Raw genomic sequence first — 15,437 nt, forward strand, 5'->3', positions numbered from 1 at the left:
GCTCCTCTCGAAGCACTTCCAGCACGACTTTTGTCTTAAACTCTGCGGTATATCGGTTCCGTTTTTCCATGGCTTCATTATAACTTATTTTTTTCCCTCCCGTGTCTCAAGGTATGGGAGCATTATACCCTAACCTCATGCATGGGCGATAACTTGGCGGTGAAAGGTGATCAGTAACAGTGATTTTAAAATTAAGTCAAAGCCATCAATTATGGTCAGATGAGTCTTGCCCGTGTTTAGATGGCGGCATACAGCACCAAGTTTCGGCGAGCGTCATTTTAAATAAAGGGGTAGATACACATATTAAAATATCTGTGGGTTAAGTGAATTCAGGAAAGCCATCGGGTTGGAATTTGGATTCTTATGGAGGGTATTTGTCAATCAATGTCGAATATTTTTTCTTTGAATCAGGTAGTAGGGAGTATTTTAGCAGAGATAATTTCAGCAAAAGAGCAGCTTCGGTTATCTCTCCGAAGCTGCTCTTTTCTTGAAGATTATATTTATCTTGACTTAGTAAAATACACCGTGATAAAAGAAAACAACACGAATGTTGAATATGCTGCTAAAAAGATGGGATCATCAAGGATATATCTGATTCCTAAAATAATAATTATCCCAAATGCATTAAAGATAAGGAGGCGTACTGGTAAACTATTAATTATCCGACCTAGCACATAATTAATAATACTAACAACTAAATTGAAGACGTATAAAATCAGGAATAAAATTATAAATGGAATAAACCGATCATCAGGATTTAGCCCTTGACTACTAGCACTGACTGAGGCCATAAACCATCCTACAATTATAGCTAGTATTGCAGAAAAAATAGTAGCATTGAAGACAATTTCTTTATTCTTTTCCATAGGGCGATTACTCCTAATCTTACTTCTTAGGAAGTATTTAATTATATTACTTATATTAGTATTTTAAACAATTAATCACCTGTAATCAACCCCGGCCGGCCTAATATTACCCAAACCAATCAATGCCATGAACTCGCACCATGTTAGCGATGTAACGATTTGAAGTAGGTGATCCATAATATTCGACTTTATCATTAACAGCAACCCTCATCGTGGTGGATCCGGAACCATCTAAAATTATGGAGTTGACAGGGTTATATCCCAGTGTTTCCATGTGGCGTTTTAGTGTGGGAATATTGACTGCACGATTAGCAGTTACAATCATGTACGCGTATGTGTTATCCCATGCGAGTACAGTTCTCCAATTTGCAATATTATAGCTAGGAATAAGGTACGCGAATTTACCAGACCAACTGCTCTCATTATAATCCGTACCACCAATTACCGCTCTTGCTGTCGGATAGTTGGCAAGCACTGCGTTCAAATTACCTGCATAAATATGCGTACCTCTTACGCGGTTAGTAGAATCAACATAGGATACAAATGTTTTACGGCTCACCTGTTCATTGCTTGTGCCGTTATAGGCATATCTGACCGAATCATTGTACCAATAACTAATTGAGTTTAACCCCGTAGGTGGATTATTATATCCATTGTCGGCAGCGAAAAACCCGCCATTAATTCCGATGTGAGGTTTTTGTCTCATTTGGGTATTAATGATTTCTGGTTTGACCCTGGACAATTCGGTGCGTAAAACAGCATATTGAAATTCAGCTCCAAACTCATTCAAACTTCTAATTTGAAACGTATAAGGCAATGCCATGTGAATTCCTCCTTGTGATGATTTTTGCAGATCACCAAGAGGGGAATACATCTACTAAATCCCCTTACTTTAGCAGATGTATTTGTGATCTTCTACTATTAAGGGAAATTTCAAGGACAACAATACAACCCAAATTCATAAATTTTTTAAGGTGGAATCATAATATTGAGGCTACCGCTTTAACCTTTCTAGATCAGTCGAGAACACCGTTTTAGGTATTGTGGGGCTCAAGCCCAATGATGATGATATAAAATTATCCCGGATTTCCTTTGATGTTAAAAAAGGAAATCTTATTAATTAAGGCATCTTCGGGATCGACACCCTGAGACACATTTTTTCGGTCATAATGCGTTATTACCTTACCGCCGGCGGGTGGTGGTTGTTGGTGGTGGTTTTCGTTTCGGCGGATAAGGGGAAATCGGGAAATGAGTACATATGTACAAAATATTAACTTTGTTCATATATCTAGAAAAGCCGGCGTGAGCCATATAATAAGTACGTCGTCCAGTTTAAGTTAGATCAAGTCTCATGGCCCTACGTTAAGAAGACTAGAAAAAAGCTAAAGGCAAAATTCCGCCTTTAGCTCATGGTTTAACCGATTAATATCTTCTCTTCTGCATATCTGAAAGGTTGTTTGTATACACGCTGGGCAAGTGCTAATGCTAACATTAGAGGACCCAGCCTCCCTACAAACATCGTGATAATAATAATAATCTTGCCTATGGGCGATAGATCAAACGTCAGCCCCATGGATAACCCTACTGCACCGAATGCAGAGGTAGCTTCAAAAAATAATCACGAGAAAATCGTAAGAGTTAGATGGATCACTTTCAGTTATGACTAATAAAAAGGTCGAGACCAAAACCACTGCCATAGATATCATAATAACTGCTAATGCCCTTAAGATTAATTCACCAGTGATTCTTCGATTAAAAGCCTGTACATCCTTTTGCCCTTTAACTGTTGATAGCACAGAAAGGATTAACAACGCAAAGGTGTTGGTTTTAATCCCCCCACCCCACTGGGGCCACTCATGGCCAGGATGGGCCTTCTTGTTTTTTATCGAGCTATCGTTTCCCGTTAAAGTATCTGACTACCATCGCATAAAAACGGCCCTGACTATTCAGAAAGGGCCGTTTTTCTCGTTTGCGAGGACGAAGAATGTTCATAATTCAATCCTCTTTATGTTGTGCGAAGAACTATCGTAACTCGCATTAAGTATTATATCCAGTTTTATCTTAATGTTTGTGTGTTAAAATTAGGTAAAAAAAACACCTTAACTATTCAGTAAAGGTGTTCCCGTCGTAATGAGCGAAGAACTATCGTAATTCCCTCATATCCTGCTCTAGCGTTGAGGAAAACTATCGTAAACCTCATCACCTAGAATATATCCTAATGATAATTGATAAAAAACCATTTGTCAATAAACATTTAATAAAATTATTAGGGCAGAATCTTAAATCCGAAGCGTTGTTTTAAGCCATGGCCGCCATCGTACAGAGCTGCATCAATTAACGGATAGATGGATGGCTGTTTCGGACTTAATCCAAGGAGGATTAACTTATTTCTCGGAAATTCGTGTCTTGACAATGGGGGGCATTACACATTACGAGCATAGAGCAAAGGATTAACATACTGATAATCATTTATTCCGATAACTAAAGCAAAGTTATTCTTGTATTCTGAACTATAAACTTTAGACACACTACACCCCACTTTCCATAAAAATTTTGCAATATGATATAAATCTTCTTCTAATATCGCTCATATCGAATTAGGCGAAATTTTAGTGCACGTAATTACTGTTAGATATGCATCTAATCGGAGTCGGTATAAAGTTCTTAATCCTTGGCTCAGACAAGAACTAGTACACCTTTAGAATAGAAAAAGCCGCTAAATGAGCGACTCTAAATATGAATATGTTATTGTCCCATGAATTTGTTTCGTTATTTTTTTTCCACACTTGATCCACCACTAGGTGGTTTAGGCATTTGTTCTTGAGATCTATTTGGCTGATGCCCATTTCCTACTTGTTTCACAGGAGATGGCTGCTTGTTTGGTGTCATTCAAACGTCCCCTTTCTATGGTTTTTTTACACTACTCCCACCTTTGGGAGTGCTTAATGACTTACCAGATGCCTTTGGCTGTAGACCCCTTTCTTCTAATTTCGCCCTAGGCTGATACCCATATGTTTCTACAACTCTACTCTGTTGATTCTGATTCTTCATGTTTCTCCTCCTTATTTTCTGAAATTAGAAATTCAATATGTAAAATTTCGGAACCACTAATCCATATTCCTTTTGCTTTAGGTAGCCATTCTTCGTTCTCGTCCAATTCAAATATCTCTTCTAAGTATAGGTCCTTCTCTGTTGGTACGGTAGAAGCGAGAGATTTCGAGGCAAAAAGTCCATATATCACAAACTCGTTTTTCAAAGTCACAATAACATAACTTGAATCATTAGACATGATGTAGTCCCATGCAGTTGGCGATGGATGGACTGGATTGACCCCTATCTTTAGTATGAACTTCCGTATCCAATCTCTTTCAGTAGCTATCCCCGCAATTAATCCAATAATATACGGTAATAATAACACGATTAATCCAAGTATGAGAGACCATCTAAAAGGATGTTGCTCCCAGTACCGGGATTGAATTAGCCTATTTATGACTGGCCAAGCGAATGCAAAATTAACACAGCTGAAAACTATAAATCTTACAAGATAGATTGGAGCTTGACCTTCTCTTGTAGGGAGAATGTAATTATACCCCATGTTCATAATAAAACCAGGTACCATCATGAGTATGGTATAATAAACGGCTTCGAAATTATTAAAGATCAAATGATTTTCCTCCTTAATCCACAAATTTTAATATAATACTAACATCTGGATAAATCAAGTATGAAAGCGCAGCCAGTCTCAATTAAACAAACATAAGTCGCAGCCATTAACGATACTCAATCCGCAAAGAAACAGATTTGAGTTTTTTCATGAAATTTATCTGCACTCATAATTATTTAAGTCTTTAAGTAATCATTTACACCAAGATAGTTATCTTCTGTTTCATATCCTAGAACCTACCCGTTAGCTAATAATAACTCATACATATTGTATATAAGTTGTTGTCGTAAACATTTATGGTGCCTTAAACTACATGATCTTCATATTTAGTTAATCGGTACAAGTTCTTGTCCTTGGCTAGGGACAAGAACTTGTACCGATAAAATAAAAAGCCGCTAAAATAGTCACTTTCAATGGGACAATGCTTTTGTCCTCCGACATTTATTGCCATATAACACAAAGAAACTAAGTAAATAGCGTTACATAGCTACATTTATTTACCATATAAATACAGGATATAAATAATTATTTAATATATAATAAGAACAAACGTTCCTTTTTGGTTGTGAATAGTAGTGATAATTTTCCCTACATACAGAACATGAGAATTTACGCGGAAAGGAGTTACCATATGTCAGAAAAGCATTTAACAACATATGAGCGTTATAGGACCGAGATCTATAGGATAGGTTGGAGAGCACAATATAGAGCGAAAAAAATAAATAATAAGGAATTGCCTCTTATTGATCGTGATTACATTAGAGAAGATTTTACAAAACATTCTATAGATAACATTTTAATGGAGCAGGCATTTAAAGACTTACCTAAAAACGGTAAATATATATTAGATAAAATTTACTTACAAGGTTTCTCCGAAATTGAAGTTGCCCGGCAGCTAAACATGAGTCAACAGGCGGTGAACAAATGGAAGAGAAAGATGTTGAACGAATTATCAAAGAAGATGAATTTATAGAACTAATAAATTTAGCGAAAAAGAAGGATTCTGAAGCAGTTCTTCGTCTACTCAATTTATTCAAACCAGATATACAGAAAATAAGTAGATACACCCTTCTGCCCCCAGAGGATCTCAGTTCCGAGATCATTGTCGAATTTCTAGAATTCATCTATAACGAAGAATAACAGGCCATATGCCCTCTCCATAATTGAGGATGGAAGGGCATATTTAGTTTGTTTAACACCTTTATCCTGGACGTAGCTGGTAACATGGGACGTGTTTAATACAGAGACAACAGATCAATCAGAAGCCTGCGGCTGAGTGCTCCTTCTGGGCTAAGGTGTTTAAAAGTGTCCTAACACTTCGAATCCATAAATAACAAAGAAAAGGCCCTAGAGATATCTACTCTAAGCCCTTTTCTTCAGCAGTTTTATACCAAACGGTTTTGTATTATCTATTTAGCCCCCAAATGAACTTGGACAATACACCCCTTATTCCGATACACTGAAATCAGTCGGAGGGGAACGCAAATGGAGAGAAAACGGTACGATCTAAATTTCAAAAAGATGGTGGTCGCCAAGGGTAGAGAGGTCGGGAACATGACGACCGTCGCCCGGCAGCATGAATTGGATCCCAAGATGGTGCTTCGCTGGGCGAAGGAGCTCAGCCGCATGGATCTGGAACAACTGGACGGATCCGCATTGAAGTAAAGCGCCTTCATCCCAACGGCATCGGATTATGCCACCTTGGAGAAGGAGCATGAGAAGCTGAAGAAGCTGTATGCCGAGCAGGCGCTGGAGCGAGAAATCCTCCGTGACCTGTTAAAAAAAACGAATCCAAACTTGAGGATAAAATAGCCATTGCTCAGAAGTACATTCAGTTGGGGCATGCCATTCGTCTGGTGCTGCGCATTTTAGACGTGCAGCGTTCGACGTATTATGCACATGTGAATCGATCTGAACATCACGAACCTATCCACAGGAGCGGTCGCCCCGCGCCTGGTTATTCAACCACGCAAGACGGCAAGCGGATTAGCGATGAACAAGTGAGCGAGTGGATCATGGAACTACTGGCGGACGAGTATACGTCCGTCTACGGGTACCGAAAGCTGACAAAGATGCTGCAGCGTGAGCATCGTCTGGTGATCAACAAGAAGAAAGTCTACCGCCTGTGCAAGGCGATGAACGTCCTGCGGCCCCAGCGGCAGCTGAAGATCAAGCATCCGAAGCGCCTGGCCAATAACCGGCTGCTCACAGGCTCCAATCAGCTCTGGGAAACGGATATTAAGTATGGGTGGGTCGAAGGCGAAGGGCGCTTCTTCTTCCTGCTGAGCATCATCGATGTGTTCGACCGGGCGATCGTCGCCTATCATCACGGCCTGTCCTGCGAGGCCAAGGACTTGGTTCAAATCACGCAGGAAGCGCTGATGAAGCGCCAGCTCTTTGACAAAACGAATCGACCTGTCATTCGCTCTGACAATGGTCCCCAGTTCATTAGCCATCGCTTTGCGGAGGCCTGTGCACAGTTTCAAATCGTTCACGAACGCATTCCACCCAAGACGCCAAACAAGAATGCGCATATCGAATCCTTCCATGCGATTCTGGAATCGGAGTGTTATCAGCGGCACGAGTTTGAGAACTATCAACAAGCGTATGAAATCGTCAGCAGCTTATCCACAACTACAATCACAAGCGAATCCATGGTAGCTTATACGATCTGTCGCCGTACGAATATCGAGAGGCAATTCAACAAGGGATGGTGGAGCCCAAGGTCATCAAAGTGTAACCGCCGGAAGAAAAATGACGAAAACCGCAACAACCTTAAGCAATTCTATGCAATTGGTCGAATAAGAGGTGCGTGGTCCGGATTAAAGGGGTTAAACCGCCCGCTGTTTTCAAGTGCTGCAGCACTTTTAGTTCTTTGAATGCCGATTTGATTTCATTAGGAAGTTGATTCTGATGGACGTTTTGCTCTATCATGTAGAGGACACCTCTTCTGTATGGTAGTGATTGTTCGACACTCTCACTTTACCAAATGAAGTGGTGTTTTTCTATTTTGCAACGATTATATTGAATACGCGATTTCTTCAGTTACACCATGCATTTAAGACGATTTTCGCTCTGCGAAAGTTGAGTTAGAATATTATCAACGTTCGCATCGGTTGTAGGTGCATAACAGTCATACACCTTGCCTTCAATTAGAAAATCTGGATTTGACGTTTCTTTTATGCCATATCCATTTCCTCCATTTACTTCATCTAACATTTCAATATTATAACCTTGAGCTGCTAATAGATCCGCCGATTCATTCTCTTTCTTAACACCATGAGAGTCTCCCCTTGTGTAATTTCCTTTTGGTTTATTTTCATCTGGTAAAGAGTGTTCAGTCCCCTTGGAGTCATCACCGCCCTCCGCAGCTGAATCGTGACGGTTCTTAAGGCCGACCCTGCCAAAAATTAAATTACTGGCAATTATCGCGCCCTGCTGCCTAATAAATTGGCTGGTTCCTCCCGCTTCATTAACACTCTCTTCGAACTGGTCGCGGGTATCCTTGGATATGACCATAATTCTGCATAAAAGGATCGTACATTTTAAACCTGCCGCTCACCGTCCATGACTTGTTCTGTCTGCTCCCCTTGATCTTTCCGTTATAATTCTTCGTCTCAATAACAAACAACCCCTGCGGCGTGATGACAACATGCCTGAAAACCCCACCTCCTTAGTATAGATTTATAAATACAGATAAGGTCTTTCTTCAATAAGATTTTGCAATGTGCTGTATTTGTCTGGCTGTAAACCATTAACGATTCCCTCAAATTTCTCGAGTGAATTTTCTGTTTCTAGCCAACTTAATGCTGCTAAAGCAAAGTGAGAATTGTTGTAAAGTCCTATTACTTTAGGTTCTTCTTCCGCATTTTGAGCTAACTTAGCTAATTTTTGAATTACAATATCATCGTCAATTTTCAGTTTTACAATTTGAAAGATTGCATTCGCCTTAATTAAGATATTATGACTGTCGAGAAAATGTACTAGTTCGTCCTTCGCTACGTTATTATTTTTTATATTATTAATCACGAGTTGAACCTCATTCATGACTCTACCTCCCAAGTATTTCTTGCCTTCTAGCTCGCATTTCTTTCAAAATAAATCTCCCTGCATCGTACTCACGTATTTCTCTCGCTAATCTTATTTCCTCCATGTAACCCCTATATTCAAGTCGCCAAAACAATTCACTGTCAGCGATCACTCTCATTCCAGGATGACCTAAATCAAAATCATCTAACATATGCCTATATTCATGTCGAACAGCACCTATTGAAGCTTCTGGATCAAGTATGAGTCTTCCTGGATTGTTAAAAGAAGGCTCGTAAGCTAGTGTACCTTTTCTGAAATCAACTTTCACTCCTGATTCTTCAGCGTGTTTAAGAATACTTTTATATTCGTCTATATGCGAATCTTGAGCTGGCCCAAGTTTTTGTCGAAGTGCATCACCATAAGTGTTAAGCCTAGCATCTTTAGTATCTTTAATTTTATTATAGTCGCTGCTGCTAGTATGAGACTTAGAGCTATTCTTGACTCCTACCCGGCGAAGAGCAAGGCCACCTGCAATCATCGCACCCTGTTGTCCGATAAATTGGCTGGTTCCTCCCGCAGCATTTACACTCTCTTCAAATTTCTCGCGGGTATCCCCCACATCAAAAGCCATTTTAGTTCCCCAGACCGTAGTGTCAATGACTTCCTCTACCGTTCCGATCGTGGCATTGTACGCCATGTCTCCTATGGTTCCAAGTGGATCTTCAATGAGAGCTTCTCCCGTATCCACTATGGAATTCGCTATGTTTTTGCCGCCTGTCTTCACACCTTCCCATAGATCCTCTGCGTGATCCTGCCAGGTTTTCGGTTCGGGAGGCGCTTCAGATCTACCACTTGAAGCAATTTTCGAGGACACTTCCTCATCCAAGAGACGGAACTTGATCGATATCCCCTTTAACTCTACACTCACAGACTCCATAAGTTCAATAACCCGTTTCAGATCCAGTCGAGCTCGATCATAATCCGCATAAAACCGCTGCCGTGTCGTTCCTTCCCATAGCAGCATCGTGTCCATTTGACGATTCAGTTGGTTCACGGTCCACTCCAATTGCAGGGAAGCTAGGTGAAACTGTTGGGACAAGATTTTATAGGAATTCTCTTTTACTCAGCTTTTGAAGTAAATACAGGCGGCTAAACTTGAATGGCTTCATCAAAACATGATGGACCCAATTAGGTATGATCCACTTTATCCCTTAATAGGTATTGTATTCAACAACATTTAAATGTATGGTTTGTACGTACCCATATTTATCTCATAAGAATATTTCGATTGAACATAAAATGTTTCATTCTGATCATAGATTTAATTGCTTTCTAATCAGAATAGAGCTATACAAAAATTTAATTCAACATTGGAGGGATTCATGTCATGAAAAAAACAATGATATGCTTATTGTTGATGTTCGTTATGGCGGGATGCAGTGATAACGTTAACCAAAAAGCTATTAGTGACTTAACAAAGAACCAAACCAACGAAGTAACAATAGTTGTATTTACTAATCAATTGTTAGAAAATTCTTTTACAAGGGAAATCCAAAAGAATGTAGATTACATTAACAATAACTTAAGACCGGATAAGCCAATAACCAATGTCTCATTTATTGATATAGGAAACGATAAGTCATATAATTACAAAAATATTTTTAATTTAGAAGATTTACCTCAAATTGTTTTATTTGAAAACAAAGAACTTGTTTTAAAGTCCGATAATCCCGAAGACTTAGTAATACATTATGAAAAATAAATAACAAACAAATCCGAGAATGAGATCAATCCTCTAATCTCGGATTTTTTGTTATTTTATGAGTCCACATCCGTACAACGGATCTCCAAGATTGAAGCAGTTCTACCGTATCATTTGTTAAATCTAAATGATAATTTTGACCATTTTCAAAAGTAACCTTAGTTACCGAATCGCCTTCAAGAAATAGCTACAGGATGGCTGGTCAGGCTTTACCCTGATGGGACTCTCACCCACTTGAATTAGCAACTTTGCCCGGCCGCACTACACAATCTGTTTTACATGCGATATTCTTGCCGCCCGTCTTCACACCTTCCCACAGATCTTCTGCGTGATCCTGCCAGGTCTTCGATTCGGGCTTATTGCTGGATGGGATAATGTGAGTGTTTCTTCGTCCAGAAAATTACACCTTGGCACTATTGCCTGTAATTCTGCGCTGACAGATTCCTTGAATTTAGGATTAGAAGATGGACTTGTACTGTTGGCCGGAAGAGGGAATCACTTTAGGGGAAAGACGAGATAACAACAGATCTACTTGGCGGACCAGCTTCTTAAGGTGAGACGGATTAAACAAGATGGGTGTGTAATATGGTGAGGAATTAGCAGCTATAATCTTTATAGCCTCAATTAGATTCAATAATTCTATGGGAAAATCCGATACATCGTACGTGAGGCTGAGCACATCTTCAATCGTAAAATATGGCGGCCCCTCTCTACCCTTCTCCTTGATATATATGGCTTTGAGCATCGAATCTAAGGATTGGCTACATAGGATACAGCAAGGCTTATGAAGATTATGATTTAGGAAATGGAGTGTATGCTGCATATATATCTGGGACAATAGATGCTGCTGCCTGTATTTTGTCTCTATATCCTGTATGCTCAAGTCATAGTTATAGCCACCTTTTTGTAAACGTTGAACGTTCGCATCCATAACATCACTCTCTCCTGAATTCCAAATGTATACGCTTAAGCGTACCAGAACAAGTTATATTATATGGTACGTTTTAACGTATAGTCAAATTCTAAGAGGTGAATGTTCATGGCTCACAAGATTGTCATCAGAATACCAGAACTGCTGCAGCGCCAAGGCATCTCACTGCGTGAGCTTTCTCGTTTAGCCGACATACGGCATGCCGCGTTAAGCGAATTATCAAATGGGAAGAGAGAAAACATCAACTTCTCACATGTTGAAAAAATCGCCGATGCACTTGGCATCGACGACATAAGGGAGATTATAGATTTGACGGAAGTTAATGAGTAACTAAGCAATGTTCTATTTCACTTCGCATAGCTTCTTGTTTCTAATTTCATATACTGAATCGCAAAGGATATCGATATCATCTTGATTATGGCTGGTTAAGATGATCGTTTTTCCATCCTCTTTATATTTTAATAGCATATCTCTTACATTCTTTACGCTGTCTGAATCCAAAGCATTAAATGGCTCATCCAGTATGAGCACCTCTTGATCTTCCATTATGGCTTGAGCAAGAGCGATCTTCTGTTTCATACCTAATGAATAATTCCTCATCTTTTGTTTCAATTCAGGATCTAATCCAAGAATGCGCATCGTAGTTTTAATTTGATGGTCATCAATGTTTCCTTGAATATCGGCTAGTGCTTTCAGATTCTCATATCCGGTTTGACCAGCTAAATATCCGGGTCGATCAATAATAACTCCAAAATTTTCAGGAAAGTCAGAGCCCTTACGTCTATATTGCGGGCTGATCTTTATTTCACCTTGATCTGGTCTAATGAAGCCGCATATCAATTTAAATAAAACGGATTTTCCTGAGCCATTCGGACCTAAGATTCCATATGCTTTCCCTTGTTCAAACGAAACATTCACATGATCCAACAACAAATTCCCTTTATAGGACTTGCTGACGTTTACAATTTCAATCAGGTTCATGGGTATTTTCTCCTCTTCTTATAAATATCTATTCAGATCCTATTAATAAAAATTCATATTTTTTCTTCTAAATAAGTAGAGTATGACGATGACTTCCACGAAAATATAAAAGCTGAGGATTCCAGTAATCTTATATAAATCTCTCCAATGACCGGTAATATAACCCATGCTGTTCAGCCCTAAAGGCAGCCAGCCTCCCATATTGATAGTCGGGAACACTGCAATGACCATGAATCCTAGCAATAGCAAGCTAACAGTTCTTTCTTTAAAAAACCAAGCTACAATAAAAATGATGAGCAATCCATTCATCGAATGCAGCCATCCATTTAGTACAAATTGAAAAATGACTTGTTGGATATCTACATCCTTTATGAGAACCATTTGGGGCGTGATTTCCTGACCAGATAATACACCAACAAAAGAATTGATCAGGATCAATGAGATCAGCCATAACATGGTAACGATCGCTACTCGCAGAAATATCTTGAAGAACCAATGGTAAAGGGATCGATACCGTATCGAGACATAATAGAAGCGAACAGCTAGAAGGTCCGTTATATATAACTGAATGAGATACAAAAAACCGATGAATACAACAATGTAATATATATAGGATAAAAATGTATAACCGCCCACCGGAGAAACGCCATAGAATTTTAGAAATAGACTATCCCAAATCGTTACAGACTGTCCCCACGAGTTTAAAAAAGGACTAATTATTCCAATCAGACAGAATAAAGTATAAGCTGCCGTTTTTAAATTAAAGATCCCTCCCAAAGTATTCACCGCCATTTCTTCGCTAGTGGGATTACCGATATACTCAATAAAATGAATGAAGTTAAAATTAAAAAGGCAGGGAGTAGCGTGTAATAAATCCCCAGTATTGTGGGTATGGTCATATAGTTGTAAATAATGAACCGAGGAGAAAACGGAAAATATCTGAAGGTAACCAAAGTATACGACAACAATAAAAATATCATCACACTTAAGTACAGGTTAGAAGGAAAATAAAGAAATATACTGGCTATTAGTACATGTATCGTTAACATAAATAAAATGATCAGTACCAGCTGTAATATAATAACCGCCCACGGAAATAGACCTGATTGCTGTACTAAGGCACTCACATGATTAAATGTTGAAGTCGGCGCTTTACTAAATTCACTCCAGTTTGCTTCAACAGGCAGGCCAAACGATAACACAATGGACACGACCAGCATGATGAATACAGCGGCAACGGTTGTAGGCAAGAATTGGATCATAGAGTATACGGTCCACCGTGACCAAGTTTTAACTCGTATCAGATGTGTCTCGTTCCATAACTGCTTAATGTTCAAACAAGACAAGAGAAGCAGAATTGGAAAAAAGAGATATAACAGAACAAACGGATCACTGAGCACTCCAATCACAATATCCCATTGATTTAGCCTTGAACGCAGCAGAATCGAGTAGTCCATCAATAACTTTCGTCTACTCCAACCAAAAATAAATACAAGAATAAAGAAAACGGACCACTTCCAACTAAAAAGCTGTAATACAAGCTTTCTAAGAAAACTCATGTCAAACTGCCTATCTTCGCGATATTCCTTTTTACATAGACGACTAAGCCGAACAGCACAAATAAAAGAATTACAAATGGAACGAACGCAGTCCATATTGGACTTTGCACTCTGTCAAAAGGAAACAGCACATGATTGGGCCGGTAGGTTTCAACTCCAAGCGCACTTAATGTAAAGCTTGAAATGATATAGATAATAAACGGTAAGCTCAAAGCTAAGAATCGATTTCTGACCAAAATAACTAAATAAAGTGCAATTGCAGCATATAATGACGCATTCATCCCGATCCATAATGAATACAAGATGGCGTACGTCCATATTCCATATTCAAGAACTTGCGTAAAAGTAAATCTAATGTATGTATCATGGGCAATATTGTCCTCTGTCAGACCAAAACCTGCTGGATCATAATGAGCAATTTCGAACATGGGTTCAATATAATATGCAAAGACAAAACATCCCAAGATAATCAGGAAAAAGAAAGCGCCGGATAAGATCGTATTTGCTGCAAGTTTAATCTTCAAACTATTTATAATGGGTCGACGCATACGAGTATACGTTAAAAAACGATTATCAATTTCTAGCGAAAAAGATGATACATATACTATTACAGCCAAAATCGGAAACAGAAGAGGCAGGATATCCTTTATTGTAAATGTAAACAACTCTAATGAATCCCTTAGTTGATAACTGCTGCTCCTATAAACAGCCATTCCAATAAGAATGCTCATTACCGCAATCCAAAGAAGAATAAGCATTGGTGTGAACTTACTCTTAACTTCCTTTGAAATTTCGCTCAGCATGGTTTCACCCTTTCAATGATGTATATGGAAATATATATACTTATTAACAAAAAATATAACAACATGTTACCGCAGCTCTAGCAGAAACATATCAAGAGAATGATTTTGAAATTCAGGGTACTACTTGGGTGACTTATAGCCTGACTGTTCCTGGAAACAACATTAATGATTCACGTGGTGAAACAGCATCTCAAGTTAAAAAAAACTCGTATGTAGATGCTGGTTTACGTGTTAACTCTACTGGTGGAGCCGCTATTGATGTTCGTACAGAATCCAGTGGTCCAGATGGAAGATGGAGAAATGTCACTTCCAGCAATACTTATTCATTGGATAGCCCTCAGTCAGCAGGTACAGAAGTATGGCTGCAATTTAGTACCGGTATTTTCCAAGGTCCAGTTCCAACCACTGGTGAATGGATCCAGCCTCTATACTTATAAACACCGTGAATCCCTGGTTGGTTATAAAAAAATTCACGATCGGGAACGAAGTTTTATCTCAATGGTCATAAAATACACCGATGAATGATGACATTTGATTGATTTAACTTGGTAGAATTATAAAGATGACTCTCTGATCTACAGCGGACTTTTACTACAGTTTCACCTGTCGTGCGTGGCATAAAAAATGCCGCCCGAACATCAGAACAGCACCTGACATTTGACCGGCATTGCATTTATCAACTATGTTATTCCAGGCGTGTTGATTAACCAGATACTGGGTCAGGCGTTTTATTGCACTTATCCAGTAGCATGGAAATGGCGACCTTCCACTCGGGAGATAGCTTATCCAACAGGAACAAGCGGACGAAAGACACTAACGCGAGCGATTTGCACTTTATGATG

General features: G+C 39.1%; 17 protein-coding genes. 6 read left to right on the forward strand and 11 right to left on the reverse strand.

What is annotated here, in order from left to right; all coding sequences use genetic code 11:
* Positions 1–500 precede the first annotated feature (500 nt).
* The 4 genes from ACH6EH_RS19880 to ACH6EH_RS19895 all read right to left on the reverse strand — a co-directional run bounded on the left by ACH6EH_RS19880 (position 501) and on the right by ACH6EH_RS19895 (position 4,530).
* The gene (locus ACH6EH_RS19880) at positions 501–866 is read right to left on the reverse strand and encodes a hypothetical protein (RefSeq protein WP_397333555.1); all 366 of its coding nucleotides are present in this window, start codon (positions 864–866) and stop codon (positions 501–503) included.
* A 106-nt stretch (positions 867–972) separates the two neighbouring features.
* The gene (locus ACH6EH_RS19885) at positions 973–1,689 is read right to left on the reverse strand and encodes a phosphodiester glycosidase family protein (protein ID WP_397333556.1); all 717 of its coding nucleotides are present in this window, start codon (positions 1,687–1,689) and stop codon (positions 973–975) included.
* Positions 1,690–2,280: 591 nt separating this feature from the next.
* On the reverse strand, positions 2,281–2,439 hold the full coding sequence (locus tag ACH6EH_RS19890; protein WP_397333557.1) for a hypothetical protein: 159 nt from the start codon (positions 2,437–2,439) through the stop codon (positions 2,281–2,283).
* A gap of 1,452 nt (positions 2,440–3,891) precedes the next feature.
* Positions 3,892–4,530, reverse strand: a complete 639-nt coding sequence (locus ACH6EH_RS19895; RefSeq protein WP_397333558.1) for a DUF6338 family protein — start codon at positions 4,528–4,530, stop codon at positions 3,892–3,894.
* Positions 4,531–5,161: 631 nt separating this feature from the next.
* On the opposite strand from ACH6EH_RS19895, the gene ACH6EH_RS19900 reads away from it, so the two are divergent.
* The 3 genes from ACH6EH_RS19900 to ACH6EH_RS19910 all read left to right on the forward strand — a co-directional run bounded on the left by ACH6EH_RS19900 (position 5,162) and on the right by ACH6EH_RS19910 (position 7,409).
* Positions 5,162–5,503, forward strand: a complete 342-nt coding sequence (locus ACH6EH_RS19900) for a terminase gpP N-terminus-related DNA-binding protein (RefSeq protein WP_397333559.1) — start codon at positions 5,162–5,164, stop codon at positions 5,501–5,503.
* A 512-nt stretch (positions 5,504–6,015) separates the two neighbouring features.
* Positions 6,016–6,195, forward strand: coding sequence for a hypothetical protein (locus ACH6EH_RS19905; RefSeq protein WP_397333560.1), 180 nt, complete (start codon positions 6,016–6,018; stop codon positions 6,193–6,195).
* 149 nt (positions 6,196–6,344) lie between these two features.
* Entirely contained in the window at positions 6,345–7,409 is a 1,065-nt protein-coding gene (locus tag ACH6EH_RS19910; RefSeq protein ID WP_483875087.1) for an IS3 family transposase, read from the forward strand.
* A 166-nt stretch (positions 7,410–7,575) separates the two neighbouring features.
* Here ACH6EH_RS19910 and ACH6EH_RS19920 read toward each other — a convergent pair whose 3' ends face one another.
* The 4 genes from ACH6EH_RS19920 to ACH6EH_RS19935 are packed head-to-tail and all read right to left on the reverse strand — an operon-like array spanning position 7,576 to position 9,613.
* On the reverse strand, positions 7,576–8,049 hold the full coding sequence (locus tag ACH6EH_RS19920; protein ID WP_397333561.1) for a CdiA C-terminal domain-containing protein: 474 nt from the start codon (positions 8,047–8,049) through the stop codon (positions 7,576–7,578).
* Positions 8,003–8,161 (reverse strand): nuclease-related domain-containing protein, encoded by a 159-nt coding sequence (locus ACH6EH_RS19925; protein WP_397333562.1) that lies wholly within the window; start codon positions 8,159–8,161, stop codon positions 8,003–8,005. Before ACH6EH_RS19925 ends, ACH6EH_RS19920 begins: the two co-directional genes overlap by 47 nt.
* Before the next feature lie 53 nt (positions 8,162–8,214).
* Positions 8,215–8,577, reverse strand: a complete 363-nt coding sequence (locus ACH6EH_RS19930; protein WP_138224776.1) for a hypothetical protein — start codon at positions 8,575–8,577, stop codon at positions 8,215–8,217.
* Between the two features lie 4 nt (positions 8,578–8,581).
* The gene (locus tag ACH6EH_RS19935; protein ID WP_397333563.1) at positions 8,582–9,613 is read right to left on the reverse strand and encodes a WXG100 family type VII secretion target; all 1,032 of its coding nucleotides are present in this window, start codon (positions 9,611–9,613) and stop codon (positions 8,582–8,584) included.
* Between the two features lie 333 nt (positions 9,614–9,946).
* Here ACH6EH_RS19935 and ACH6EH_RS19940 point away from each other — a divergent pair, with 333 nt between their 5' ends.
* Complete coding sequence (locus ACH6EH_RS19940; protein ID WP_397333564.1) at positions 9,947–10,321, forward strand: hypothetical protein; 375 nt, start codon at positions 9,947–9,949, stop codon at positions 10,319–10,321.
* 1,039 nt (positions 10,322–11,360) lie between these two features.
* Positions 11,361–11,582, forward strand: coding sequence for a helix-turn-helix domain-containing protein (locus ACH6EH_RS19945; RefSeq protein ID WP_397333565.1), 222 nt, complete (start codon positions 11,361–11,363; stop codon positions 11,580–11,582).
* A 12-nt stretch (positions 11,583–11,594) separates the two neighbouring features.
* Here the strand turns inward: ACH6EH_RS19945 and ACH6EH_RS19950 are convergent, their stop codons facing one another.
* The 3 genes from ACH6EH_RS19950 to ACH6EH_RS19960 form a co-directional block, all read right to left on the reverse strand.
* Entirely contained in the window at positions 11,595–12,233 is a 639-nt protein-coding gene (locus tag ACH6EH_RS19950) for an ABC transporter ATP-binding protein (protein ID WP_208204587.1), read from the reverse strand.
* 42 nt (positions 12,234–12,275) lie between these two features.
* On the reverse strand, positions 12,276–12,671 hold the full coding sequence (locus ACH6EH_RS19955; RefSeq protein WP_397333566.1) for a hypothetical protein: 396 nt from the start codon (positions 12,669–12,671) through the stop codon (positions 12,276–12,278).
* 1,117 nt (positions 12,672–13,788) lie between these two features.
* On the reverse strand, positions 13,789–14,595 hold the full coding sequence (locus tag ACH6EH_RS19960) for a hypothetical protein (RefSeq protein ID WP_397333567.1): 807 nt from the start codon (positions 14,593–14,595) through the stop codon (positions 13,789–13,791).
* A gap of 128 nt (positions 14,596–14,723) precedes the next feature.
* Between ACH6EH_RS19960 and ACH6EH_RS19965 the strand changes: the two genes are divergently transcribed.
* Entirely contained in the window at positions 14,724–15,032 is a 309-nt protein-coding gene (locus tag ACH6EH_RS19965; protein ID WP_397333568.1) for a hypothetical protein, read from the forward strand.
* Positions 15,033–15,437 lie beyond the last annotated feature (405 nt).

It is taken from the genome of Paenibacillus sp. JSM ZJ436 (assembly GCF_044383795.1).
GTDB lineage: Bacteria > Bacillota > Bacilli > Paenibacillales > Paenibacillaceae > Paenibacillus_AQ > Paenibacillus_AQ algicola.